Source organism: Natrinema sp. LJW11 (assembly GCF_056135975.1).
In genome coordinates this window covers 26939-51692 of sequence record NZ_JBWBDM010000009.1, presented here as the reverse complement: position 1 = coordinate 51692, position 24754 = coordinate 26939, and the positions used below count along the sequence as shown (strand labels likewise).

Annotated in this window: 27 protein-coding genes, 1 tRNA gene and 1 pseudogene; 15 read left to right on the top strand and 14 right to left on the bottom strand. The window is 64.5% G+C overall.

Annotated features, from left to right (window positions below):
• Positions 1-15 precede the first annotated feature (15 nt).
• Positions 16-165: a hypothetical protein gene (locus tag AC0QDI_RS20990; RefSeq protein WP_474671513.1), complete on the bottom strand. Its 150-nt coding sequence runs from the start codon at positions 163-165 to the stop codon at positions 16-18.
• A gap of 585 nt (positions 166-750) precedes the next feature.
• Here AC0QDI_RS20990 and icd point away from each other — a divergent pair.
• The 3 genes from icd (at position 751) to AC0QDI_RS20975 (ending at position 3284) form a co-directional block, all read left to right on the top strand.
• Positions 751-2022 carry an isocitrate dehydrogenase (NADP(+)) gene (icd, locus tag AC0QDI_RS20985; protein ID WP_474671511.1) on the top strand — a complete coding sequence of 424 codons (1272 nt, stop codon included), beginning with the start codon at positions 751-753 and terminating at the stop codon, positions 2020-2022.
• A 351-nt stretch (positions 2023-2373) separates the two neighbouring features.
• Positions 2374-2685, top strand: a complete 312-nt coding sequence (locus tag AC0QDI_RS20980) for a hypothetical protein (protein WP_474671509.1) — start codon at positions 2374-2376, stop codon at positions 2683-2685.
• A 164-nt stretch (positions 2686-2849) separates the two neighbouring features.
• Complete coding sequence (locus AC0QDI_RS20975) at positions 2850-3284, top strand: GNAT family N-acetyltransferase (protein WP_474671507.1); 435 nt, start codon at positions 2850-2852, stop codon at positions 3282-3284.
• Between the two features lie 25 nt (positions 3285-3309).
• Here AC0QDI_RS20975 and AC0QDI_RS20970 read toward each other — a convergent pair whose 3' ends face one another.
• A complete protein-coding gene (locus tag AC0QDI_RS20970) occupies positions 3310-3930 on the bottom strand; it encodes a DUF7509 family protein (protein ID WP_474671505.1) in 621 nt (206 codons plus the stop codon).
• A 95-nt stretch (positions 3931-4025) separates the two neighbouring features.
• Between AC0QDI_RS20970 and AC0QDI_RS20965 the strand changes: the two genes are divergently transcribed.
• On the top strand, positions 4026-4412 hold the full coding sequence (locus AC0QDI_RS20965; protein ID WP_474671503.1) for a helix-turn-helix domain-containing protein: 387 nt from the start codon (positions 4026-4028) through the stop codon (positions 4410-4412).
• Between the two features lie 96 nt (positions 4413-4508).
• Positions 4509-4667 (top strand): hypothetical protein, encoded by a 159-nt coding sequence (locus AC0QDI_RS20960; RefSeq protein ID WP_474671501.1) that lies wholly within the window; start codon positions 4509-4511, stop codon positions 4665-4667.
• Between the two features lie 41 nt (positions 4668-4708).
• Here the strand turns inward: AC0QDI_RS20960 and AC0QDI_RS20955 are convergent, their stop codons facing one another.
• A complete protein-coding gene (locus AC0QDI_RS20955; protein WP_474671499.1) occupies positions 4709-6076 on the bottom strand; it encodes an NRAMP family divalent metal transporter in 1368 nt (455 codons plus the stop codon).
• Positions 6077-6163: 87 nt separating this feature from the next.
• Positions 6164-6505, bottom strand: coding sequence for a cupin domain-containing protein (locus AC0QDI_RS20950; RefSeq protein WP_474671497.1), 342 nt, complete (start codon positions 6503-6505; stop codon positions 6164-6166).
• A 107-nt stretch (positions 6506-6612) separates the two neighbouring features.
• Here AC0QDI_RS20950 and AC0QDI_RS20945 point away from each other — a divergent pair, with 107 nt between their 5' ends.
• Both AC0QDI_RS20945 and AC0QDI_RS20940 read left to right on the top strand, forming a co-directional pair.
• Complete coding sequence (locus AC0QDI_RS20945) at positions 6613-7137, top strand: DUF5817 domain-containing protein (RefSeq protein ID WP_474671495.1); 525 nt, start codon at positions 6613-6615, stop codon at positions 7135-7137.
• Positions 7138-7212: 75 nt separating this feature from the next.
• Positions 7213-7590, top strand: a complete 378-nt coding sequence (locus AC0QDI_RS20940) for a hypothetical protein (RefSeq protein WP_474671493.1) — start codon at positions 7213-7215, stop codon at positions 7588-7590.
• A gap of 61 nt (positions 7591-7651) precedes the next feature.
• Here the strand turns inward: AC0QDI_RS20940 and hmgA are convergent, their stop codons facing one another.
• Positions 7652-8899, bottom strand: coding sequence for a hydroxymethylglutaryl-CoA reductase (NADPH) (gene hmgA, locus AC0QDI_RS20935; RefSeq protein WP_474671491.1), 1248 nt, complete (start codon positions 8897-8899; stop codon positions 7652-7654).
• Between the two features lie 55 nt (positions 8900-8954).
• A complete protein-coding gene (locus AC0QDI_RS20930; RefSeq protein ID WP_474671490.1) occupies positions 8955-9347 on the bottom strand; it encodes a hypothetical protein in 393 nt (130 codons plus the stop codon).
• A gap of 151 nt (positions 9348-9498) precedes the next feature.
• Between AC0QDI_RS20930 and AC0QDI_RS20925 the strand changes: the two genes are divergently transcribed.
• Together AC0QDI_RS20925 and AC0QDI_RS20920 are read left to right on the top strand one after the other, a co-directional pair.
• Positions 9499-10482 (top strand): LLM class flavin-dependent oxidoreductase, encoded by a 984-nt coding sequence (locus AC0QDI_RS20925; RefSeq protein ID WP_474671488.1) that lies wholly within the window; start codon positions 9499-9501, stop codon positions 10480-10482.
• A gap of 159 nt (positions 10483-10641) precedes the next feature.
• Complete coding sequence (locus AC0QDI_RS20920; protein WP_474671486.1) at positions 10642-11097, top strand: DUF2267 domain-containing protein; 456 nt, start codon at positions 10642-10644, stop codon at positions 11095-11097.
• A 15-nt stretch (positions 11098-11112) separates the two neighbouring features.
• Here the strand turns inward: AC0QDI_RS20920 and AC0QDI_RS20915 are convergent, their stop codons facing one another.
• Positions 11113-11568, bottom strand: a complete 456-nt coding sequence (locus AC0QDI_RS20915; protein ID WP_273739843.1) for a DUF5814 domain-containing protein — start codon at positions 11566-11568, stop codon at positions 11113-11115.
• A gap of 181 nt (positions 11569-11749) precedes the next feature.
• On the opposite strand from AC0QDI_RS20915, the gene AC0QDI_RS20910 reads away from it, so the two are divergent.
• Positions 11750-11821, top strand: a tRNA-His gene (locus AC0QDI_RS20910).
• 247 nt (positions 11822-12068) lie between these two features.
• A complete protein-coding gene (locus AC0QDI_RS20905; protein ID WP_474671484.1) occupies positions 12069-12422 on the top strand; it encodes a hypothetical protein in 354 nt (117 codons plus the stop codon).
• Between the two features lie 30 nt (positions 12423-12452).
• Here the strand turns inward: AC0QDI_RS20905 and AC0QDI_RS20900 are convergent, their stop codons facing one another.
• Positions 12453-13301 (bottom strand): alpha/beta fold hydrolase, encoded by an 849-nt coding sequence (locus tag AC0QDI_RS20900; protein WP_474671482.1) that lies wholly within the window; start codon positions 13299-13301, stop codon positions 12453-12455.
• Between the two features lie 248 nt (positions 13302-13549).
• Between AC0QDI_RS20900 and AC0QDI_RS20895 the strand changes: the two genes are divergently transcribed.
• On the top strand, positions 13550-14596 hold the full coding sequence (locus tag AC0QDI_RS20895) for a hypothetical protein (protein ID WP_474671480.1): 1047 nt from the start codon (positions 13550-13552) through the stop codon (positions 14594-14596).
• A gap of 238 nt (positions 14597-14834) precedes the next feature.
• A complete protein-coding gene (locus AC0QDI_RS20890) occupies positions 14835-16121 on the top strand; it encodes a DUF2238 domain-containing protein (RefSeq protein ID WP_474671478.1) in 1287 nt (428 codons plus the stop codon).
• Between the two features lie 216 nt (positions 16122-16337).
• On the opposite strand, the gene AC0QDI_RS20885 is transcribed toward AC0QDI_RS20890, so the two are convergent.
• From AC0QDI_RS20885 to AC0QDI_RS20865, 5 genes are all read right to left on the bottom strand, one after another.
• Entirely contained in the window at positions 16338-17198 is an 861-nt protein-coding gene (locus AC0QDI_RS20885) for an aldo/keto reductase (protein ID WP_474671476.1), read from the bottom strand.
• Positions 17199-17316: 118 nt separating this feature from the next.
• Positions 17317-18009, bottom strand: a complete 693-nt coding sequence (locus tag AC0QDI_RS20880; protein ID WP_474671474.1) for an RAD55 family ATPase — start codon at positions 18007-18009, stop codon at positions 17317-17319.
• On the bottom strand, positions 18006-18608 hold the full coding sequence (locus AC0QDI_RS20875) for a response regulator (protein ID WP_474671472.1): 603 nt from the start codon (positions 18606-18608) through the stop codon (positions 18006-18008). Before AC0QDI_RS20875 ends, AC0QDI_RS20880 begins: the two co-directional genes overlap by 4 nt.
• Entirely contained in the window at positions 18605-20932 is a 2328-nt protein-coding gene (locus tag AC0QDI_RS20870; protein WP_474671470.1) for a PAS domain-containing protein, read from the bottom strand. Before AC0QDI_RS20870 ends, AC0QDI_RS20875 begins: the two co-directional genes overlap by 4 nt.
• A gap of 184 nt (positions 20933-21116) precedes the next feature.
• Positions 21117-21779 (bottom strand): hypothetical protein, encoded by a 663-nt coding sequence (locus AC0QDI_RS20865; protein WP_474671468.1) that lies wholly within the window; start codon positions 21777-21779, stop codon positions 21117-21119.
• A 564-nt stretch (positions 21780-22343) separates the two neighbouring features.
• On the opposite strand from AC0QDI_RS20865, the gene AC0QDI_RS20860 reads away from it, so the two are divergent.
• A complete protein-coding gene (locus tag AC0QDI_RS20860) occupies positions 22344-22562 on the top strand; it encodes a hypothetical protein (protein ID WP_474671741.1) in 219 nt (72 codons plus the stop codon).
• Positions 22543-22986: pseudogene (locus tag AC0QDI_RS20855) on the top strand (DDE-type integrase/transposase/recombinase); the annotation flags it as partial. The gene AC0QDI_RS20860 and the pseudogene AC0QDI_RS20855, both read left to right, overlap by 20 nt.
• 270 nt (positions 22987-23256) lie before the next feature.
• Here AC0QDI_RS20855 and AC0QDI_RS20850 read toward each other — a convergent pair.
• Positions 23257-24705, bottom strand: a complete 1449-nt coding sequence (locus AC0QDI_RS20850; protein WP_474671466.1) for an aldehyde dehydrogenase family protein — start codon at positions 24703-24705, stop codon at positions 23257-23259.
• Between the last annotated feature and the right edge of the window lie 49 nt (positions 24706-24754).

The following is a 24754-nucleotide window of genomic DNA, read 5'->3' as shown; positions in this document are numbered from 1 at the left end:
GTCGCCCGCCGGAGTTCACTGAGTCGTCCGCTCGCGGTCGCGATGCCGCCCCCGGTCGATAGCGACCCACTGGCAGTCGGAACAGGTGACGACGCCCTGAACGTTCGACAGCGTCGCGGTACAGCTGGGACACCGGCGCGCGGCGTACTGTGGCGGTCGGAGCATACGTCGACCCACGAGTACGTCAATAATAAATCCACCTCACGACGATCGTCGAAATACAGCACGAGGTGGGTCTGCCGGAATCGGACTGCGAACGTCTCCCCGTGCCAACCGTTTTCGGAAGAAATCGCCCGTATCGCCGGCGGGGACCGTGAAACGGTCGCCACGGGTTATGTCCGCGCGGGTCTCGTGCATAGCCGGCGTGAGAGACGCCACGAACCGAGCGGGTCGCTACTGGCACGCCGCGACCGGCTCGGAGCCCGTGACCGCCGCCGCGAGACCGACGGCACGAACGAGTTCCCCGGCGGGTGGATCCACCGGTCTCGCGGCGGCAGTCACCGGCAGCACCCGAGGAACGTCCCGCGACGGACGCACGCACCCGAAAGTGTTGATTTTACGCCGAACCCACACGTTATTTGAGTTCTCTTTGGATAGTACTCGATCGCCGATCGTAACTGCTGTAGCCGTTTCCAGCCGCTCTGTTGGCGGTATCGGAGCGGGAAGGACGAACGGGTATCGTTCAATTTTTGCCGGCCCGCGATGGAAATGGTAGACCTTTTACCCCCGTCGAAGAACCGTGTAGACGAAATGAGCTACGACAAAATCGAGGTCCCCGACGAGGGGGAGCAGATTACGCTGAAGGAGGGTACCGAGGGCGAAATCGAGGTGCCCGACAACCCGATTATCCCGATTATCCACGGCGACGGCATCGGGAAAGACGTCGGACCCGCCGCACAGAAGGTCCTCGAGGCCGCGGCCGAGGCGACCGGTCGCGAGATCAGCTGGATGCGCGTCTACGCCGGCGAGACCGCCCGGGAGAAGTACGACGAGAACCTGCCCGACGAAACCGTCGACGCGATCAGGGAACACCGCGTCGCCATCAAGGGCCCGCTGACGACTCCCGTCGGCGCCGGCTTCCGCTCGCTGAACGTCGCCCTTCGACAGACGCTCGACCTCTACGCGAACGTCCGCCCGACCTACTACCTCGACGGCGTCCCGTCACCGATGAAGGCGCCCGAGAAGATGGACATGGTCACCTTCCGGGAGAACACCGAGGACGTCTACGCCGGCATCGAGTGGAAGGCCGGCACCGACGAGTCCGAACAGGTTCGGGATTTCGTCGAAGACGAGATGGACTTCGACGGCATCATGCACGAGGGCGACATCGGGCTCGGCCTGAAGCCGATCTCCGAGAAGGGGAGCAAGCGCCTCGTCCGCGAGGCCATCGACTACGCCATCGAGAACGACCGCGACAAGGTCACGCTCGTCCACAAGGGCAACATCATGAAGTTCACCGAGGGACAGTTCGGTGACTGGGGGATGGAGGTCGCCGACGAGGAGTACCCCGACGAGGAGGTCTTCGCCGCGCCCGACTCCCTGTGGGAGACCCAGGACGAGGTCGACATCCCCGAGGACGCCGTCATGGTCGAGGAACGCCTCGCCGACGCGATGCTCCAGTGGATGCAGCTACGCACCGACGAGTTCGACATCCTCGCGATGCCGAACCTCAACGGCGACTACCTCTCCGACTCCGCCGGCGCCCAGATCGGCGGTCTCGGTATCGCGCCCGGCGGTAACTTCGGTACGGGTCGCATGCTCGCGGAACCGGTCCACGGCTCCGCGCCCAAGCGCGCCGGTCAGGACATGGCGAACCCGAGCGCGATGATCCTCTCGGGCCGTCTCATGTTCGACTACCTCGGCTGGGACGACGCCTCCGACCTGATCCGCGACGCCGTCGAGGAGACCATCTCCTCGGGCAAGGTCACCTACGACCTCGAGCGCCAGCTCGAGGACGCCGAGAAGCTCTCCACCAGCGAGTACACCGACGAGATCGTCGACACCATCGAGCAGCTCTCGTAGAGCGGTTTTCCGGGCGCACAGAACGGCAGCGTTCTGACGCTCTCGAAAACCCGCTCGAGGACGGTCCTCGTACGCTCGCGGATCTCCCGTAGAATAGCTAGTCGCAGCGACGGACGAGCACCGTTTTACTCGCCCGATACCAGCCGTCGGACGGCGACGGCTGGACGGGCGATTCGGAGTCCGCAACCGTCCCGGTTTCCGGGCGCCTCGGATGCGAATGACACTCAATCCCGAAGCGAGGGCCCGCTGCGGAATGATTTGCGTTTTTACCCGAACATTCAATCTTATATAAGTATACGATAGTAAAAATAATCAGAGACTCTTTTCTATACTGGGTTCGATCAGGTGTGCATGCCACGGTCACCATCCCCTCACGAGTCGGTTCCAGAGTTCATCGTCGAACGATTTGCCGACCACTCGGCCGCGGAATTACGGGAGATCGCCAGTTACGCCGAAACGCTCGAGCAATCGGCGGACGTTCCCGACTACATCGTCCGGGCGTTTGCGATTCAGGACGACGAAACCCGTACGGTCGTCGCCATCTACGCGGACGAACTCGCGGACTCCCTCGAGGCGAGCGAACGAGCGGCCGACGAGGACGAACCGAACGGCGGAGACGACGACAGGAGACCCGACAGAACGGGAGGGATGTTTTTCGGGTGAGTCGGAGTATCACCGGCCGGTCGGTCGAGGGCGCAATCGCTATCCCGGAGAGGCGAAACGGCGACAGCCGTCGGCGAGTGGGCTCCGACGAGGAATCCGACCGCGAACCGATCCGGCTCGGCGGAGCGTAATAGTTTCACGGTCGGAGCGGCTACGCCCGCCTCATGGAGGATATCGACGTGCGCGTCGTCGACACCGATCACGAGCGCGAGGACGCCTTCGCGGTCCGTCGCGAGGTGTTCGTCGCGGAGCAGGGCGTCGACGAGGACGTGGAGTACGACGAGCACGACGAGACGGCCACGCATTTCGTCGCCTACGACGGCGACGAGCCGATCGGCGCGGCGCGACTGCGCGAGTACGGGGCGGATATCGGCAAGGTCGAGCGCGTCGCCGTCCTCGAGTCACGACGGAAGACCGGCGTCGGCCGTGCGCTGATGCAGGTCCTCGAGGAACGAGCCGCTACACTGGGGTTTACGACGCTGAAATTGCACTCGCAAACGCGGGCCGCTGACTTCTATCGGAGTCTGGGGTACGAACGACGCGGGGACGAGTTCGAGGAAGCCGGCATTCCCCACGTCGAGATGCGGAAGTCGCTGTAAGTGGCCGTCGAATAGTTCAGAACCGTCACTCGAGTCGGGGCAGTTCGCCGGTTCGCTCCTTGCGGACGAGATCGCGAACGAACAGTCGGAGCTGCCGACACAACTCCTCGCGGTCGTCGTACGAGTAGATTCGGGCGTCCCAGCGATCGCGGACCGCGGCGATCATCGCGCTTCGGACAGCTGACTCGTGGGCGAAGACCACTCGTTCGCGGCGGTGAGACGCCGTTTCCTCGTCGAACAATGCCTCGAGGACGGCACCCACTTCGATACCGACACCGAGGTTGTCGCCGGCGGCAGGGACGACGTAGACCACGGCGTTGCTCGCTCGAGCGAACGCGATACTCTGGGAGGCGGCATCCAGCTCCGAGAGCGGGATATCGACATCGATCGCGAGGAACGCGTTGACGCCGGCGGTCGTCCGAAGCCGATCGCGGACGTCTAACAGTAGATCCAGCGCGGCCTCGTCACGCTCGAGGTCGTGATCGGACCCGACGAGCGCCCCGAAATCCATCGACTCGGGGACCGATCCGGGATCGGCGTCCGCGAGCGCTCGTTCGACGTCGAACGCCTCGTACGGCCCCATCAGATACACCAGAAATCGGGAGCGAGGAAGCTCCCCCAACTCGTCGACGATGCGGTCGCGCATACCTCGCGTGCTCGCGGCGGGTATATAAATGTGAGCTATTTCAGCGATCACTGACTCAGAGAACGCTTATACAACTGGGGACTCGAGTAGACGGTATGGCCGAATCCGAGCGCGCGACGCGACGGCGCGGGGACGAACTGCTGCCCGAGCGGAGTATTCTCTCGCTCGAGGAGTACCTCGCGATGCAGCGTTCGATCGGCAACGAGACGCGGTTTCGCGTCCTGAACGCGCTCGTCGAGGTCGGGTCCCAGAGCGCCAGCGAGTTGCGCGACCGCCTCGAGATCGAGTCGAACGTGCTTCACTACCACCTCGACGAGCTCGTCGACGTCGGTCTCGTCGAGAATAGAAAGCGCAAGGAACCCGACAGCGACGGGCTCTATTCCTACTATCGGGCGACCTCGCTCGGCGAGGCTATTCTCGATCACGGCGTCCGCGAACTGATGCGACGGGAGTGGGATGCGCTCGAGGAGTACAGCGCGTGACTGCCGTCCGTGCTCGGCTGAACTGATCATCGTCGAAACCGGTGTCTTTCGAGCGTCTGACTGAGCTTCAAGGGCCAGCGTGTGGCCATCGGTGCTATGGAACAGGTCATTCATCGTCCCCTGAACGCGGTCACGTCGACGGTAACGACAGTGCAGAAAGCCGGCCGTCTCCTGCTCCCGCTTGCAATCGCGCTCGCCATCACCGGCAGCGGACTGCTCGTCTTCTTCGCGCTGGTTTCTGCCCTCTTGCTGTAACGGCTCGAACCGACCGGATTCACCGATCGACGGTGCCAGATTTAGTTCGCGGCGGTTCGATCCCGGACGAATCGTCCGGCCAGTCCGACGAGTGCCAGCGCCATCGCCGCGGCGAACGCGACGACGAACGCCGAGGCCGGTTCGGTGACCGTCTCGAGTTCCGCGAGGACGAACTCGCCGGCGAGGACGACCGCGACGACGAACAGCGCGAGGCCGCCGAGGTTCGCCGGCAACGAGTTCGTTTCGGGAACGACCGCGGGGTCGTTCAGCAAGTAGAGGATCACCGCGATGGCGAACGGCGTGCCGACGAGTCCGAACGCCAGCGTGAGGACGAGTAACTGGAAGAATGCCCCCTCGAGGAACGCGCCGACGGCAGAAGCGAGCGCGACGGCGACGATGGCGGCCCGGTACCGGCCGTCGGTGACGGACTGCTCCCAGCCGAGTTTATCGGCGAGGAGGTAGGGCGGGACGATCGTGTTGCCGCCGAGGGTCGAGACCGCGGCTCCCAGGAGGCCGGCGAGGAACAGCCACGTGGCGTACTCGCCGGCGATCGGGCCGAGCGTCTGTGCGGCTTCGATACCGTCGATCGTCGCCGGATCGACGCCGGCCGAGGGCAGGACGCTCGCCGCGACGAGAAAGACGCCGAGGCTGAAGATCCCGAAGGCGACGAGCATCGAACTGACGACGTCGAACGTCGCGATGTCCGCGTCGCGGGCGGTCCAGCCGCGGGCGCGCATCGTGTAGCTCTGCATCGTCAGCAGCGTGATGTGGACCGCACCGCCGAGGATCCCCGCGGCGACGAGCGCCCCGTCGACGCCGGCCGGAATCGCGGGTCTCAGTCCGTTCGCCGCCGCGGCCGGATCGATCGGGACGACGAACGCGCTCGCGACGAACGCGACGACGACGATCGAGACGAGGAGCTTGGCACCGACCTCCGCGAGTCGATAGCCGCCGCCCGCGAGTCCCAGCGCGAGGATCACCGCCCAGAACACGCCCCAGAATCGCGGATCGGTCAGCGCGGCGGTACCGATTCCCGCGCTTTCGACGATCGTCGCGCTCACGCCCGCCAGCGTCTTCATGATAACGAGTTGGGCGAGCCCCGCGGCCAGCACGACGTCGACCACGAGCACCCAGGCCCACGACGAGCCGAGGTGGCGCTCAACTACCGTGACGATCCCCGCCTCGGTGAGCAGCCCCAGCCGCATCGCGAGATACTGGCCGACCGTACCCAGGACGGCCGATAACACGACGACCCACAGCAACGCGTAGCCGAAGCTCGCACCCGCGACGAGCAGACTGGCCATCGTCGCCGGTCCCGCCGCGATCGCGCCGGCGAGCCACGTCGGCCCCAGTCGATCGAGAAACGCCATACTTCGACCCAGTCCGCTTGACTGCTGCTCGGTTGTCATCGGGCACACTTGCGAACTGGCCCATATAACTCCGTGGTATTCTTCGGTGATTGGTGGCCGAATTCTCTCACTCTCACCCCCGTGAGATCACTCCGACTGCCAGCTCGGGTTCTCTCGCGGCGGACTGAAGATGTCGACGCCGCGGACCGTCTCGTCGCCGCGATTCTCGGCCGCGTGGGGGTGTTCGCCTGGAATCGCGTAGGAGTCGCCGGGACCGCAGACGACCTCCTCGCCATTGGTGACGAACGTCAACTCGCCCTCGTACAGGAAGCCGGTCTGCTCGTGGGGGTGACTGTGCTCTTCGACCACCGCACCGGGTTCGATCTCGAAGTGCTGGACGTTCATCGAGTCGGTGCCGGCCATCAGCGCCAGGTGGACGCCGTCGGCGGCTTCCGACGGCTCGAGGTCGGTCAGGGAAACGCGTTCCATACGCCACGAGAGGGGACGGACCGCCTAATAGTTCCGCCGGCGGGTCGTTCGTTCACTTCCGCTCCGGTTGCCGAAGGTTGAACTGCCGGGACGGCCCACTGCCGGACATGTACGCCGTCGTCGGCTGTAGCGAGTGTTCGAACCTCTGGATCATCGAGGGGCGCTCCGAGACGACCCAGTGTCCCCGCTGTGGCTCGCGGAAGGGCTACGAGAAGCGCAAGAAGTTCGTCGAGACCGACGACGCCGCCCACGCCCGCGACGTCCGCGCATCGATGCTCGCGAACCGGCAGGGGGAGGGCGAAGCCTTCGCGAAACTCGACTCCTTCGCCGACCTCGAGGACGACGTGGCGGACGGCGTCGTCGACGACGAGGAGTACCTCGAGGGATCCGGACTGGACGTCGAGGCGGTCGAGGCCGCCGGCGACCGCGACCCGCGCGGGTCGACCCGCAGCGGCAGCAAGCGGGAGATCGTGAAAGGGGCAGTCGAGGAACTCGACCGGCCGACCGAGGACGAGGTCGTCGCGTACGCGGGCGAGCGCGGCGTTTCGGCCGAGTACGTTCGAGAGGCGCTCGAGAAACTCGCGCGACGCGGGGTCGTCAGCGAGAGTCGCGGCCGGTACCGTCCGCTGTAGGCTCGCAGCGGCCGTTTTTCCGTCGTGCCGCGACCGTATCGCCACGGCTTTCCCCGTCCGGCGACGCCAGTCGGTATGGCAGCGACGACCGGTTTCCAGGGGCGCATCATCGGCACGGGACTCCTGGCCGCGATCGGGATACTCGTCTACGGAACGGTCGTCGACGAAGCGATCGTCGGGGTCGACGCGACGGTCGCGACGACGTGGGTCTTCGCGGCGACGTTCGCCGTTCTCGCCGTCGCCCACGCGAGCGTCGGAGGATACGATCTCGCGCTCGGACACGGCGGTGCCGCCGTCGGCTGGCTGTGCATTTTGCTCGGGACGACGGGGCTGCAGGTCGTCCTTGGGTTGGTGTTACTCGGCCTGTCCGGGTGCTACATCGCGCTCAGAACGGTTCGACGTGGCACGAACGAGGACGACACCGAGCCGGGAGCGACGCGGGAGTCGGGATAGTCGACGACTGTTCACCGATTTCAGTACTCGAGGCCCGGCTGACCTCGTCTTCGCTCGAGCGCTATCGACCCAGATCCTCGTGTGCGCTCGCGAGGTGCCGGGAGGCGAGCGCGGCCAGCAGCGAGAGTTCCCCGGCCAGCGCGCCGGCGGCGATGATCTCGGCGAGCGCGTCGGCGTTCGACCCCGCCGGATCGCCGCCGCCCCGCAGTCCGAGGACGTCGAGCGCTTCGGACTGCGTGGGCAGTTTCGTCCCCCCGCCGACGGTTCCGACCTCGAGCGAGGCCAGCGAGACGCTGGCGTAGAGGTCCGTGGTGCCGTCCTCGCGCTCGCGGGCGTCCATCGTGGTGATCGTGTTCGCGGCTTCGACGACCTGGGCCTCGTCCTGGCCGGTCGCGAGAAAGGCCGCGCCGACGACGTTTGCGGCGTGAGCGTTGAATCCTAAACTTCCCGCTTTGGCGCTGCCGATGAGGTTTTTGCGGGTGTTGGCCTCGGCGATGGCGTCGGCGGTGGTGTGGAGGCGCTCCTCGACGAGTTCGCCGGGGACGACGACGTCGGCGGTCACGGAGCGACCGCGGCCCTCGACGGCGTTGATGGCGGCCGGTTTCTTGTCCGAACAGAGATTGCCCGAGAGCGCCACGAGCGATGCGGGCGTCTCGCTCTCGACGACTTCGCAGGCCTCTCCGGTGGCGATCGTGGCCATGTTCATCCCCATCGCGTCCTTGGTGTCGTAGGCGAAGCGCAGGAAGACCGAGTCGCCGACGACGTAGGGCTCGACGTCGAGCAGTTCGCCGTGGCTCGTCGTGGACTCGGCGGCCTCCCGGAGCGCCTCGAAGTTGGCCTCGACCCACTCGACGGTCTCGGCTGCCTCCGCGACGCCGGTCACGCGAAAGACCGGCGCTCGAGTCATGCCGTTTTTCGTGACGCGCGCGTCGGCACCGCCGGCGGAACGGATCACGCCCAGCCCGCGGTTGACAGACGCCAGCAGCGCGCCCTCGGTCGTCGCGAGCGGCAGGTAGTACTCGCCGTCGGCCGCGCCGCCGTCCGAGCCGGTCGCCTCGCCGTTGACGAGGACGGGACCGACGACGCCCATCGGCACCTGCGCCGCGCCGATCATGTTCTCGATGTTCGGATCCGCCCGCTCGGCGGGGAACGCGTAGTCCCCGATCGCCTCGAGTTCGGTTCCGGTCTCGCGCTCGATCAGCAGCCGCCGGGCTTCGGCCGCGGTGTCGTAGTCGGCGCGGTCCTCGAGTTCGTGAATGCGAAGGTCGCCGTCGCGCACCCGCTCGGCGAGGTCCTCGGGATCGGTCATGGGTGGGTCGAGACGGTCGGACGCCCTAACAGTTGCTGATTCCAGCGGCCGCGGCTCACCGATCGCGCAGGTCGAACGAGACCTCGTCGCTGACGGCGCGATACCCCTCGAGGGCCTCGTAACAGAGCAGTCCGAGAATCGATCCGGTGCCGATCGCCGCGATCAGCAGGTAGCGCGCCCCCGACGCATCGTCGGCGAACGCGACCGCGAACACGGCCGTGGCGACGGCGGCGAAGCGGAGTCTGCTCCGCGAACGGGGTCCGGTTTCCGCGACCGCGAGATACAATTGCGGGAGCGCGACGCCGATGCCGGCGAACACTAGAAATGCGAGCAGCGGCCGATCGCGGAGCGCGACGCCGGTCTGTCGCTCGACCACGATCGAGCCCGCAACGGCGACGACGAACACCAGAAGTGAGCCGAAGACGACGCGCCCGTCCCGATCGATCATAGGAATCGAACACCGGCCGGATAGGTCAACCTTGCGCTCGATTGCAGTTTCGGCGTCCGTCCCGCTCGATTCGCTCCTCCCCTCGAGTTCCGATCGTTCCCGCGTCGCGATGGGGCGTCGATTTTTGTCGCTGGCTGTTCATCTGACGGGCATGAACGTTGGACTCATGGTGACGGCAGTCGGCGACGACGACCTCGCGGACGTCGCCGTTCGCGCCGAGAACAGCGGCTACGACGCGGTCTGGGTCGGCGAGCTCTGGGGTGCAAGCGCCGTCGTACAGGCGACCGAGATAGCCTGTCGAACCGACGAGATACGGATCGGCACCGCGATCGTGAACGTCTACTCCCGATCGCCCGCCGCCCTCGCGATGACCGCGGCCTCGCTCGAGGAAGCCGCGGACGGCCGCTTCACGCTCGGCCTCGGGACGAGCACGGCCACGGCGATCGAGGGACTCCACGGAACGGCGTTCGATCGACCGGTCCGGCGCGCCCACGAGACGATCGAACTGGTACGCGAGTTTACCGCGGGGACCGGCGAGCCGGTCGACTACGAGGGCGAACTGCTCGAGGCGGCGGGTTTCCCGTCGATCGACGCGTCGGTACCGATCTATCACGCCGGCCTCGGTTCGGCGAATCGCCGCGTCGTGGGTCGACTCGCCGACGGCTGGATTCCGCACAACATCCCCTTTTCGACCCTCGACGAGGCGTTCGAGGAGGTCGCGGACGCCGCCCGGGAGCGCGACCGGGATCCCGGCGAGATCACGATCGCGCCGTACGTCCCGTCGGCGGTCAGCGACGACCGGAGCGAGGCCCGGGACACCCTCTGCCGGCACATCGCCTACTACGTCGGGAGCGGCGAGGGCTACCGCCGGGCGGTCGCGACGAAGTTCTCCGAAGAGGCGGACCGAATCGCCGACGCCTGGCGCGGCGGCGACAAGCGGGCCGCCGCGAACGCGGTGACGGACGAGATGATCGCCGACCTCGGGATCGCCGGGACGCCCGACGAGGCCCGCGAACGGCTCCGGACGCTCGTCGCCGAGACGGGAATCGACCATCCGATCGTCGTCGTTCCCGAACCGGCCTCGAGCGAGGTGGCCGAGACGACGATCGACGCGCTCGTGCCCGAACGACTGTAGTTCTTACTCAGTAGGGTCCGCTACTCAGCGGGGTCATCGCTGGTCCCCCCTCCCGCACGGCCGACGCCGCGCGCCCGAACTGCGGCCGACGCTTGCGAATCCGCGGATAGCGCTTTTGCGTCGAACAGTCCACACTCTCGAGCAGACGGGGCAACCACAATGAGCACGAGCTACACCGATTTCGTCGGGGAGATACAACACAGGATCGAGGCCGGCCGGCAGGCCGAAGCCGTGCGAACCGTCCGTGCAGTCCTCGAGACGCTCGGCGAGCGCGTCGACGAGGGCGGTGCGACGGACATCGCGAGCCCGCTGCCGATGGAGATCGACCGGTACCTCCTCGACGTCGACCACGGCCAAACCTACGACTACGACGAGTTCGTCGATCGAGTGCTCGAGCGGTTGAACTACGACGATCTGGCTCTCGACGCGTCCTACGGGCGGCCGTCGACCGTCGATCGGGCCGACGCGGTCTACCGGATCAAAGTGGTCGTCGAACTGCTGAGCGAGCGGGTTCCCGGCGGCGAACTGGCCCACGTCGAGGAGCAGTTCCCCGCCGACTTCGCGGACATGTTCGAGTTCGTCGACGTCGAGACGAAACCCTGGAACGAGGCCTAAGTCACGCGGCGGCGGTTACCGTGCGAGATCCCGCTTCGCCCGCCGGATCTCGTCGTGGGCCTCGTCCGCGCCGTCGACGCGGGCGAGTCCCTCGGCGGCCTCGAGGGTCCGGACGGCGTTGTCGAGAAAGGAGAGCACGTCGCCGGAGTAGGCGTAAACCATGTAGTCGTCGGTCATCACGTCGACGATCGCGTCCGGACCCAGCCCCTGAGCGCGTAACTCGAGGAGGTACTGGAGGAACTTCCGCTCGGGACAGCCGCAGTAGGGGTTGTTGTCACAGCCACAGTCGAGGAAGTCCTGCGTGAAATCGAGGACGCGATCGCGGGTCGCGTCGTCGAGTTTCTCGAGGCCCTCGCCCTGAAAGAGCATGTCGAGCGTCGCCCCCTTGAACGCTCCCTTGGGGATGTTCGTCTCGAGCTGGGAGCTGAGCTGTCGGTGGTTCTTGACGTAGATCTTGTCGGTGATGGCCACGCGTTGCCGATTCTTGGGACTCCGGGTCGAAAAACGTCTCGGTCGCGAGCCGACTCGAGTGTGAGGGGGTATCAGGGGACACTCGCGCCGGCCGAAATCGCACGGTACGGAGTTCCACACCCCAATCGCAGAGTCGTAACGTATTTTAGTCCAACCGGCTGTAGGTTGATATGCAAGCGTGTCCGGGTTGGGGTAGTGGTTATCCTTCAGCCTTGTGGAGGCTGAGACGCGGGTTCGATTCTCGCACCCGGACTTTTCCGCGACGAACGAAGTGAGGAGTGGAAAAGCCGAAAGGCGAGATCGAACCCTGGGAGAGGCAGCCCGCGCAACGGAGTGAGCAGGAACCTCTCCCTTCGGTTCGATTCTCGCACCCGGACCGACTGCGGTCGCATCGTGACCGGCCGTAGTTCGATCACCCACCTGGCAACGCGCCGCCCAGAAGACGGCGGCCCCGGCCCCGAAGCGGGACTTTTTGTCGGACGACTCCGACAGTGAACGACATGAGCTACGGACTGGAGCCGACGGAGGAGTACGACGGCTCCATCGCCGTCCACCTGTTGGACGACCGGTCGGGACGGGAGGAGATCCGCTGTACGTCGTACCGGGAGGCGATCGACGTCGTCAAGGCCAATCACCGCTCGGTCACGGTCGCGAAGATCGTCGACCGGGACGGCGACGTCGTCTTCACCTCCGCGGAGATGGCGATCGACGACTGGGAAACCGAGTGGGAGCGCGCGAAACGCCGTCTCTCCGTCGACATCGAGGAGTACGATTGCCCCCACGACAACGTCGCCTGTTTCGCCGACGATCTCTGCATCGACTGCCAGATCGACAGGGTCAGAGAACAGTACTGACCGCGGGGTCGCCACCGGCTCGAGGATCGGTCACGCGGCGTCGTCGAGGAACGCCGTCAGCCGATCGACGAAGTACGCCGGCCGTTCCTCGGGAATCCAGTGACCGGCCCGGTCGACGACCTCGCCCTCGACGTCGGTCGCGACAGCCTCCAAGTCCCGGATCGGAAGGTCCCGAAACGAGGCCGCGCCGCCGAGCGCGAGGACCGGCACCTCGAGCGGGTCCTCGGCGTGGGTACGGTTGTGTTCGGCGTCGGTCTCGTAGGCGCGATAGTACTCGAACCCGCCCCGCAGGCCGCCGGCCTGCGAGTAACAGCGGACGTACTCGTCGCGGGCGTCGTCATCGATCGCCGAGGGGTCGTAGGCGCCCTCGCTGTAGAACCAGTCGAGATAGAGCCGCTCTCGACCGGCGACCAGCCGCTCCGGAAGGTCGCGGACGCCGTGAAAGCGGGTGTGCCAGAAGTGGCGTTTCTCGTCCTCGTTGATTCCCGGCAGGCCGGCCTCGAGGACACAGAGCGCGCGGATTTCGTCGCGATACTGGGCGGCGTAGGCGTAGGCCGTCGGCATCCCCCAGTCGTGGCCGACGAGCGCGATCGGGTCGTCGCCGAACCCGAGCTCGTGAACCAGTTCGCGAACGTCGGTCGCGACGGTGTCTTTGTCGTAGCCTGAGACGGGCGTCTCGGAGTCGCCCAATCCGCGGAGGTCCGGTGCGATGACGGTGTACTCGTCTGCCAATTCCGGAATCACGTCTCGCCACTCGTACCACGTCTGTGGCCACCCGTGGAGCAGTACCAGCGGCGGACCCTCGCCAGCGGTCACGTAGTGCAGTTTGACGCCGTTGACACGGGCCCGTCCGTGCTCGAGAGTATCATGCACAACCATACAGCTACGTTACTATACTGACGTATCAGTCTTTGGTCGTATAGATGTCGGGGCGGTGACTCGCCATAATCGGCATCGGAGTCGATATGATGGCTCCGAGTCGCATCGCTGCTCCGGCGAACAATACCGAGAATGGCGGGAATGAACCGTGAATAAGGAGCAACGGTGTCACGACACCAATAATGAAACCTCAGGGCAAATATCATATACCCAACTTTCATATCGAGTGACTTCCTGCGTGAGCGTACATGTCTCAACGAATTCAACGGCGACGGGTATTGCAACTGAGTGGCGCAACGCTGGCCGCGACCGCGGCCGGCTGTCTCGGTGGCGATTCGGGGAACGGTAACGGGAACGGCGAAAACACGGCTGGCACGCCGGCGTATGCCGAGTGGGTGTCGACCGTCGACGGCGAAGTTTCCGTCAGCTACGTCGATATGGTGGCGCTCAAGGAGAGCGAGAGCGAAAGCGAAGATGACGACTCGAGCGACGAATCGGGGGACCTCGAGGATATCGAAGACCCGATGATCGGAGTCCCACTAAGCGGGATGTTTGCCGCCATGTTCACGGCCGGATTCGGTCTGGCGGGACCGCGGCTGAGTAATCTCATCAACTTCGACGAGGAACGGACGAACGAGGGGGAATTCGACTCCTCGATCGACGACCTCCTCATCACGAACGAGACGGTCGTCATGACCGGCGACGTGGTCACCGACGAGATCGACAGCACCGTGACGGCCGCTACTGCCGACGGCAGCTTCGAGGTGCAGTTCGAACAGACGAGCGACGTGAGCGGGTACGCGATTTACGAGCCGGCGGGGGACGGACAACAGGAAACGGCGCTGGGAGTCTCCGGCAACGCGATCATTCAGGCTGCGAGTAAAGCGGACGTCGAGCGAGTCATCGAGACGAAACAGGGCGACGGAACCCGTGCCGTCGACGAATTCGAGACGTTCGAGCGACTGTTGTCGACCGGCGGTAACGGACACGTCGTGTTCGGCGGCTACAGCCCGGACGGGTTCGACATCGAGAACGAGCAGTCGTCGGACGGGTCGGAACAGGATATCCAATTCGAGGAACTCGAGAACGCAAACGGCGTCGTCGGTTCGCTCACGATCTCCGACTCGGAAAGTACGGCCGAGTTGGGGCTCGACTTCGAGGAACTCGACGATGCAAAACGCGACGAACTCGAGTCGGTGCTCGGCAGTCTGGCCTCCGACGTTTCCATCGACATCGACGGCGGCTTCGTCTCCGCCTCGGCGACGTACTCCGACGACGCCCTCGAGGACATCTGAGCGGACCACCGATCGATCGCCCAGCGATCAGCGCTCTCCGTCAGCATGCGGGGCGGTTCGATCGGTGTCGTCGATCGCTATCGGTTCGCTCGATCTCGGCTTCAACGCTCGGTCGGCTCCGTGCTGACCGGGTCCTCGCGGTCGAGGTCCGATTTAGCGGCTACTCGAGACGCGAGGGGACCGTTCGGCGGCTTTGTCATGCGCTCGTGTTTAGGAGCATCGTCACGTACGGAGGTGTATGGCGGATGCTCGACTCGGTGGGGCGTTCGACGGGTCACAGCGAAACGCGGCGCTGGCCTGGGCCATCACGATCGCGCTCGTCGCGCTCGCTCTCAATCACGGACTCGCCGATTCGTACCGATGGCTCGCGTTTACCGCGTTCGCGGTCGCGATCGTGTTGCTCCCGGTCGCTGCGTTTCGGGATCCCCTCGCGATGCCGCCTTGGGAACTGCTGGTCCTCGTCTTGCTGCCCGTCGCCGACGCGACGGTGCTCGGCGAGTCGTTCCTGACGTCGATCGCGACCTACCTCGCCGTCGCCGCAGTTGCACTCGTCGCTACCGTCGAGATCGACCGATTCACGGCAGTCCGGATGAACCACGCGTTCGCAGTCGTGCTCGTCGTGTTCACGACGCTGGCCGTCGCCGGCGCGTGGAACGTCGCGCAGTGGCTCGCCGACGCGGCGTTCGGAACGAACTACATTATAGACGGCCGCTCGCAGGACGCGGCCAATCACGCGCTAATGGTCAACTTCGTGTACGCCGCGATCGCCGGCCTGCTCGCGGGGGTCGTTTTCAGCCGTTACTTCCGGTCGTACGGTGTGGACGAGGTCGATACCCGGCACCCGTCTGCGTCGCAGGACTCCCCACCCGACTCGGAATCGGATCCCGTTCCGACGCTGATCCGGGATCAACTCGACGCCCCCGACGAACTCGTCACGCTGCTCTCTCGCGCCATGCAGGCGGCACTCGCCGGTATCCTGTGTTACGGGATCGTCGCCCGTGACCTGACGACGGTCTCGAACGCCGCGATCGCACTCGGAATCACCGTCCTTCCGGCTCTCCTCGAGCGGGACGCCAAACTCCCGCTCGAGCCGGGACTCGTCTTCTGGCTCACCGCGGCCGTCTTTCTCCACGTGCTCGGCTCGGCCGGCCTCTACGCGCTGATCGGGCCGTGGGATAGCCTGACGCACACGATCTCGGCGTCGATCGTCGCCGCGGCGGGCTACGCGGTCGTCCGAGCGATCGACCTCCACACCGACGAGATTTACGTTCCGCCCGCGATGCTGTTCGCGTTCATCCTCGTGTTCGTCCTGGCCTTCGGCGTCGTCTGGGAACTCATGGAGTTCGGCATCGACTGGAGCGCACAACGGCTCGGCCTCGAGGCGGTCCTCGCACAACACGGTCTGAACGATACGATCGTCGACCTCGTCTACGACGCCGTCGGAGCCGTCGTCGCCGCGATCTGGGGCTCGTTCTACCTTACCGACCTTTCCCAGCGGATCGCGGGCAGACTCGATGGCGCGTAGGTGGCTCGTATCAGCTCGAGAGGGCGTAGCCGACCCGTGTCTGCTCGAGGGATGCGAGCCGGGCCGAATCAGTTCGAGTCGCTTTCTCCAGTTCGCTCGAGTCGGTTCCAGCCGGAAAAACGGGTGCGGGCACTCATACGGACTGCTGTCAGTCAGTTCCGGCGCAACCGGAAAGCGTCCTGTGGGCGCACCGGTACGTCGGTACAGCAGACCGTCTCAGTCGGCCGCTTCGGTCAACCGCTGTACCTCGTCGGCGCCGAGCGAGAGCCGTGACGCGGCGACGTTCGACTCGAGGTGGTCCGGATCCGAGGTGCCCGGGATGGGAAGCATCACGTCCGATCGCTCGAGCAGCCACGCCAGCCCGACCTGTCGTCGGGTCGCGTCGTGCTCGGCCGCAATTTCGTCGAGGAGGTCGCCGTGTTCGTCCAGATCGTCGCCGTTGATCGGGGCCCACGGGATGAAGCCGATACCCTCGTCGTCACAGATCTCGAGGACCTCCCGACTCCCCCGGTCGTTCAGGTTGTACCGGTTCTGGACGGTCTCGATTTCGACCTGTTCGCGGGCCTGATCGAGGAGTTCGGCGGAGACGTTGCTGACGCCGACCGAGTCGACGATTCCCTCGTCTTTGAGTTCCGCGAAGGTCGCGACGGAGTCCGCGTACGGCGTGTCGCCGTCGGGACGGTGGAACTGGAAGAGATCGATGGTGTCCGTCTGAAGCCGATCGAGCGAGGTGAGCACCTGATTGCGGATGTAGTCCGGATCGCCGTGTGCGATCCAGTCGCCCTCGCGGTTGCGCAGCAGGCCGGCCTTGGTCGCGACCAGTACGTCGTCGGGGTCGCCGATCGCCTCGCCGATGAGGCGTTCGCTCGCGGCGGGGCCGTAGGAGTCGGCCGTGTCGATGAGGTCGACGCCGCAGTCGACCGCGTGCTCGACGACTTCGCGTGCGGTCTCTTCGTCCTCGGGCGCGCCGATGATGTTCTCGCCGGTGAGGCGCATCGCACCGAAACCCAGCCGATGAACGGTCGAATCGCCGATTTCGAACGTATCGCTCTCGTTTGTAATCGAGTTGCTGCTCACGGCCGTACTGAGAGTCTCAGCCCCCTTGAGGAGTGGGCTTCCCCGAACGGAATGCCGGTTACGTGGTCATCCGCAGCCGTGGTCACTGCTCGGCGTGTCGCCGGGCAAACCCGGCCGCTCAAAACTCGTGCCACGTTCGCGGCGCTTCGGGCCAGCCGACGACGCGGATCTCTCGCGATCCGTCGTCCGCTTCCCTGAGTTCGACGACTGCGTCGAAGAGCGAGGTGAACGTGTTGACGTCCTGCGTGTCGTGTGCGGTCGGATCGAGCGTCGTCACGCCGAGATACTCCGCCGCCGAGACGCGTCCGGTTATGGTGTGTAAAAAGTTAAACACGCGCTGGGAGTCCGCGTACTGCACGAGCGTCGATACCGACAGCACCGAGAGCCGAAGCCCGCGTTCGGCTTCGGAGCCGATATCGCGGGTACACTTGACGATCCCCATCCCGATACCGGTCAGGTCGCCGGGCGACGAGACGTACTTCATCGCCCTCGTGTCGTTCATCGATCCCTTGCCAGTCGCGCCGGTACAGTCGATGACGTGAAACCGGCCGGCGTTCGCGTTCTGAACGCTTCCGTAGGCCCGCCGAAGGCGAGTCCCGTTCGTATCGGGCGTAACAGTGATCGCGTGTTCCGTTTGCGACCCGACCGCCAGCAGGTCCAGCGCGAGTCGCTGTTTCCCGAGCATCGGCGGCCCCGACACGAGGACGTTCGTCCCCGGGGGAACGGTGTCGAATCCCGGGACCGGCACTGCATCGCCGATCTGATACGACTCGGACTGCGTTTCCGCTGTTTGATAGCCGTCATCACTCATAGTTCCTCGTCGTCGAACGCGCGAAGCGAGCCGACGAATTCGGCGTCGTCGAGCAATCGATCCTGGTCCGCCTCGAGGTCGGTCTGAACCGACTCGATTCGCTCCTGCAGTTTGGCGTACTCCTCGCTCGACTCGAGTTCGTCCTCGGTCTTCTGAGTCTCGAGTGCGGCCTGTTTGGCGAGCAACGACCGGTACTTCTGGACCCGTTCGGCTCGCTGGCCGCGCTCACCGAGCTCTCGGACCGTCTCCCTGAGGCCGTCTCTGGTCGGCGGTTTCGTGATGTAATCGTCGAACCCCATCTCGATGATGTCGAAGTCAGGGTCGACGGCACTCACCATCGCGACGCGGCAATCGTAGCCCCGATCGCGGATCTTCGCCAGCACCTCGGTCCCGGACATGCCGGGCATCATCCGATCGAGCAACACGATATCGATGCTCTCGTCTATCGTCTCGAGGGCGTCGGCTCCCGATTCGGCGAGGCGGACGTCGTAGTCCGCGGCGAGCCAGAGCTCGTACGTTTCAGCGACGTCCGGTTCGTCCTCGACGACGAGGACGACCGGTTCGTCAGCCGGATTCATCGGCTCTTCGTTCACAGTCATCGGGTTTCCCTCTTTGGGCTCTCGACCGGCCCATCGCTCGAAGTGGGGAGTTCTATCACGAAGGCCGCGCCCGGGTCGTTGTCCTCGATACGGATATCGCCGCCGTACGCGTCGACCATGACGTCGACGAAGAACAGTCCGAATCCGGAACCGGTGGATTTCGCGTGGGACTCCCCGCGTCTGAACGCGACCTCGCGCCTGTCCGCGGGAATACCGCGCCCGTTGTCGGCGACGCGGATCGTCGTCGACTCCGGCCCCGGGTCGATGCTCACGCTCACGCAGAGGTCCTCCCGATTGTTGTGCTCGATGGCATTTCGTGCGATGTTACTCAGCAGATCGTCGAGCAATTCGTCCGCCTGCACCCACGCCTCGTCGGGCATCGAGGAGTCGAAGGTCACGTCGGGATACGTCTGCCGAAGTTGCTCGAACTCCGATTCGAACAGGGCGGTCGCCTCGACCGGTTTCAGTGCGATCGCGTCCTCGTCACTCAACGCGTTCAGCACGGTTTGAACCCGCTCGATGAACCCGCTAATATCGTCACACCATCGGACGATGGTCTCAGCGTACTCGCCCGCCTGGTCGTCCAGATCCGCCTCGAGGAATTCCGCGCGGGCGCGGATGACCGTCATCCCGTTGAGGATGTCGTGTCTGAGAATGCTGTTGATGAACTCCATCTGGGAGGTCCGCATCTCGAGTTCCTCGGTTCGCTCTCGCAAGAGTTGTTCGCGTTCGGCCCGATCCAACGCGGCCTGTGCGTTCAATCCGAGTATCTCGATTAGCTGTCTGCTCTGCGAATCGATCGCGTCGACATCACGCTTTCCGACCTGGAGGATCCCGTACTCGCCGAGCGGGACGATAAGTACGGAGCCGAGCGCCCAATCGAAGGCCCTGTTCCCGACCGTCCGATAGTCCGCTATCAGCCGGGATTCGCCGCTTCGGAACACCTCCATTCCGAGCCGATCCGAACGGACCGGCGAGAGGTCCTCGACCGTCTCCACCTCGAGTAACGTACTCGTCGAATCGGTCATCGCGACCGGGTGCAGACTGTCCGTTTCGTCGTCGTACCGCCACAGCGTCGAGACCGGACTATCGAGGACCGTTTCAGCGATAGTGACGGTCGTTTCGGCGACGCTCTCGATGCTGTTCGTATACGTCAGTTGCCGGCTGGCATCGTGGAGTGCGGTCAGTTGCTCGGTCCACTCGTGTTGTTCGGTGACGTCCATCCCCGTTCCGATGACCTGCGTGACGGTTCCGTCGTCGTCGGTTACGGGCGTCATCCAGGCTTCAAGGACGAGCGGGCCGAGCCTTGCGGTCCGATGAACGGTCTCGCCGGCGAGGGCCAGCTCGCAGGCCTCGAGCACTTCGGGGACATCGGCGTACATGTCGAACATCGACTCGCCGACCGCTTGGCCCGGCTCGAGACCGAGCGTTTCCAGACTCTTTCCTTCAGAGAGCGTGAGCGTACCGTCGGGCTCGAAGGCGAACAAGACGATCGGGACGTTCTCGACGATCGTCTGTAGTCGCCGTTTTTGCTGCCGATACTGCCGTTCCCGCTCTCGCTGGTCGGTGATGTCACGGGCGATGCAAACGATCCCGCCGTCTTCCATTCGGGTCAGCGTCAGTTCTTGGGGGAACGTACTTCCGTCAGCGCGCCGACCGGTCGCCTCGCCTCGCCACTCGTTGCGCTCGTCCAGTACCGGGAAGACATCGTTCTCGAGTCGGGTCGTTTCCTCGTCCGAGTAACAGATGTCCCACGTTTCCCCGACCATTGCGGCCGGATCGTCGTAGCCGTAGATGTCCGCGTGCGACTGGTTTACCGTGACGTACTCGTCGGCGCCGTTCAGGATGGCGATCCCGTCAGTCGCCGTCTCGAGTGCGCGTTCCGTTCGTTTCGTTACTCGGTGTTGCTTTCGGCGACGAGCGTCGTAATAGCCCGCAACGCTTCCGCCGAGGGCGCCGATCGGCGCCATGAACGTGAGAATGGTACTCCCGACCGGAATCGGATCGTTCGACATGACCACCGCCGCACTCATCACGACACCGCCGAACATCACCGCGGTCGTGACGATCCAGACGGCGACGGCCGAAATATCGCCGGCGCCGAAATCGGTGCGTTGAATCACTACCCCCGCTCCGATGATTGCGACGGAGGCGAGCAGCGGAATTTCGACGTGCCCGTTGCTACTGACGGGGCCGTCGACGAGCCCACCGGCGATCGAGACGACGGCGAGGAATACGCCGACAGCGACCACGGACCACCGCCGGAGCCCGCTCGAGAGCGCCGCGTTTCTCGTTCGCCCTTCGCCGGAGGGAGGGGTGCTCATACGAGCGCTCCGAGCGGAAACGATACTGGCGGTCTCGGCGTGAAGCGGGACCACAGGGGGTTCGAATTGACATCGGTTTCGGACATCGGTTTCTAGTACGTTCCCTCTCAAAGACGGAAAAGTCGTCTGGCCAGACAGTCGTCTTCGACCGAGCCGAACAGAAACGGCTGAGAATCGCGCCCAGTCACTCGAGGGACGGGAGTATTTCTTCGCGAAGATACTCGAGAAAGTCCGCGGAGTCGAACGAAGCGGGACGATAGAGTTCCACGTAACCGCTTCGGGTGGCCGTCATCTTCACGTCGTCGCCGTCGTGCTCGTAGGAGAGCCCGAGCTGGTTGAGAGACGACGTCTCGAGCACGTCGCCCATCTCGTCGCGAAGGTCCTCGCCGTGAAAGACCCCGTTGACGTCGGTGTCGTCGGGCCCGTAGAACCCGGCTTTCCACGGCGTCGCTCCCTCGCGGGCCGCGACGAACTCGTCGAGATCGACCGTCGCCCGCTCGATGCTCGAGTTCGTCTCCCTCCCGATGAAATCGAACGCGAAGCCGCCGTCGCCGCTGTCGACGACGACGAACTCGCCCGGGATGCCGACGAACTCGGCGTACCGCGTGACGGTCCGCTCTCGCTCGTCGACGCGGATCTCGCCGTTTTCGATCGCCGTCGCGGTTTCGTTCGCGATCGCGTCGGCGGCCGCCCGTCCCTCGAAGGCCATCTCCCCCGACGGCAGCGAGAACACGCGGTCGATCGTGAGACACCGCTCGAGTTCGTGCCCGTCCTCGGTGACCGTCTCCGCGAACGAGTCGACGACCTTGAACGTCCCGTCGACGACGCCGAGCACACCTGCTTTCATGCGTAGCGCCACGCAATCCGTTCTGATATACTATGTGATATGCCGGTGTCAGAAACCGCGACGCTGCGTCGCTCGGCACGGATAGTCGCCGATTCTCTGCGGAACCGCTCCGCTCGAGAGAGGACGGTTCCTCGCTGCTTCGCCTCGGCGGATTCGAATCCGTCCGCTGTCGGGTGATGGCCGGGATCCGAACGATGGGGAACGCTCCCGTACCGCCGACACCGTGTTTCCGTTCCCCCGTCCGTCGCGCCGATATGACCGGTACTCGCGAGGCGATTCCGGACCGTCTCGAGTACGGCCGCCGACGGGTTCGAGCGCCGACTCCTCGAGTACAAGTCGAACCGGGAGCGCGAGTTCGGACGTCCCTGCTCGTCCGTCTACTGGCTATCGACACCCGTTTTCTCCACCCATCGCAGGACTAGCGTGGCGTGTCCGGGTTGGAAGTCCACTGCTGAAATCCTTTCCGTCCATCCGTAACGTTGGCCGTGCGAAAGTTACCACTGCACCGGAGACGCTAATCACGTAGTCTCGTACTTTACCAGTGGCTTCTTCGAATGCCCCTCCATGACTAATCGATCGGTAGATCGGCGACGGGCACTGCAACTCGTGGCGATGACGGGGTTCGCGTCCCTTGCTGGCTGTTCAGGTGACGGTGACACAACTGATCCGGACGACGACACTGATAGTCCGACGAGCGAAGGGGAGGACGACAACTCGCCACCGGCTGGATTCGAGGCGCTCTGGGAGCCCACTGACGACATCGCCGTCGCGGATCGCTGTTGACGAGACCGCTGTCAAGATCAACGGCGAATGGTCGTGGTTGTACGCTGCAATAGACACCGATACAAAACTGATTCTCGACGTCGCGTTATTTGGTCGGCACGGCACTGATCCGGCGGCTGCGTTTCTGCATCGACTCGACGAGGAACACGATCTTTCCGAGGCTGAGTTTCTCGTCGATCAATTCGTCTCTCGGACTGCCCTCTCTCGGCTAGGATTGAGCGGTCGGGTCAACTATACCGACCGAGACCTGATCGAAAAATGGTTTCACACCCTCAAATTTCGGGTTGGCCGCTTCCATAATTCGTGGGTGGGCAGTCGGTCGAGCGTCCGCGAGCGGCTTGAACAGTTCATGCATTCCTACAACCGTCAGAGACCGCATCATGCTCTCGACGGAAAGACGCCGGTCGAGGAGGTGCTGAACTAGACAGTGCCGAAGAGCCGTACAGTATACGAATCAGACTAGTGTCCGCGAAGCTGGTCTTCGAGGACATTTTACGACTTGTTAGGGAGGTAAGACGCACTCATATACCAATTGTGCATGTTTTGTAGGGACAAAACTGAGAATCCAGGACACCCTATCACGATATGTGAGAATTGCTGAAACAAAGGAACTGGTATGTCGTATGAATTTGGTATCCGTTCTGGTTGGTCTAGGCGTCAGCCAACCAACAACGAGCAGTCGCGGAGATATCGTTCACTGGGGATTCTCATCGAGATTCACGGAGATGTTTTTCGTCTGAAGATACGATTCGAGCGCTTCGAGCCCCTTCTCACGACCGATTCCGCTCTTTTTCATCCCGCCGAACGGGGTTTCGACCGACCCGCCGAACCACTCGTTTACGTAGACGCTTCCCGCGTCGATATCGCGGGCGAGTCCCAGTGCCTGCTTGATGTCTCGAGAGAATACGCCACCGGTGAGTCCGTACTCGACGTCGTTCGCGATGTCGATCGCCTCCTCGCGGTCGGAGAACGGAATCACCGAAAGAACGGGACCGAAGATTTCCTCCTGAGCGATCTGCATTTCGGGATCGACATCGGTGAAGACCGTCGGCGGAAGGAAATAGCCGCCTCGATGGAGCGGTTCGCCGCCGGTCTCGAGGGCGGCCCCTTCGCTGACGCCGGTATCGATGTAGTCCAGTACGGTCTCGAAGTGGTCGGCGTGGTTGAGCGGTCCCATATCCGGATCGTCTGAACCGGGCCCGAGTGTGTACGATTCCGCTCGGTCGACGAGTCGCTCGACGAACTCGTCGTAAACCGACTCGTGAACGAGGGCTCGATCGGCCGCCGAACAGATCTGACCGGCGTTCGTGAAGATTCCGGTCGCGACCCAGAACGCGGCCTCGTCGAGATCCGCATCGGGCATCACGATCGCGGGGTTCTTGCCGCCTAACTCGAGCGTTACGGGCGTGATCGTTTCGGCAGCGGATTTCATCACGGCCTCGCCCGTGGGGACGCTTCCCGTGAACGTGAGCTGGTCGACGTCGTCGTGTGACGACAGCGCTGCGCCCGGTTCCGCGCCGCCGGTCACGACGTTAACGACGCCGTCCGGAACGCCCGCTTCCCGACAGAGTTCGGCGAAGTGGAGTGCCGAGAGCGGCGTCGTCGGTGCCGGTTTCACTACGGCCGTATTCCCGGCCACGAGTGCGGGAGCCACGCCGCGAGCGGTGATGCTCAACGGAAAGTTCCACGGAACGATCTGGCCGCTGACCCCGTAGGGCTCGCGGGTGGTCACGTCGAGCGTCTCCGCCCCTCTCGGGACGCTCTTTCCCTCGAGTTTGTCGGCGGCGCCCCCGTAATACTCAAAGTAACGGACCGCGTCGTCGACGTCGCTACGCGCCTGAGAGATGGGTTTCCCCTGATCGAGACTTTCGATTCGGGCGAGGTCGTCGGCGTGGTCTCGGAGGATAGCCGCGAACCGATGGACGATCCGACCGCGTTCGACGGGTGATTTTGCTTGCCACTCGCTACGCGAGTCGCGAGCGGCCTCGACCGCCCGGTCGACGTCCGTACTGGTCGCCGCCGCGAACTGCGCGATGGCGTCACCGGTCGACGGATCCGTAGTCGTGATCGATTCGCCGGTCGACGCCGCTACGAACTCGCCGTCGATAAACAGCTGATACCGGTCTTTCGTTTCGATAGTCATGAGTATACGTACAGCGGACTGATTCGGACCGTATCCGAACGTCACCGCC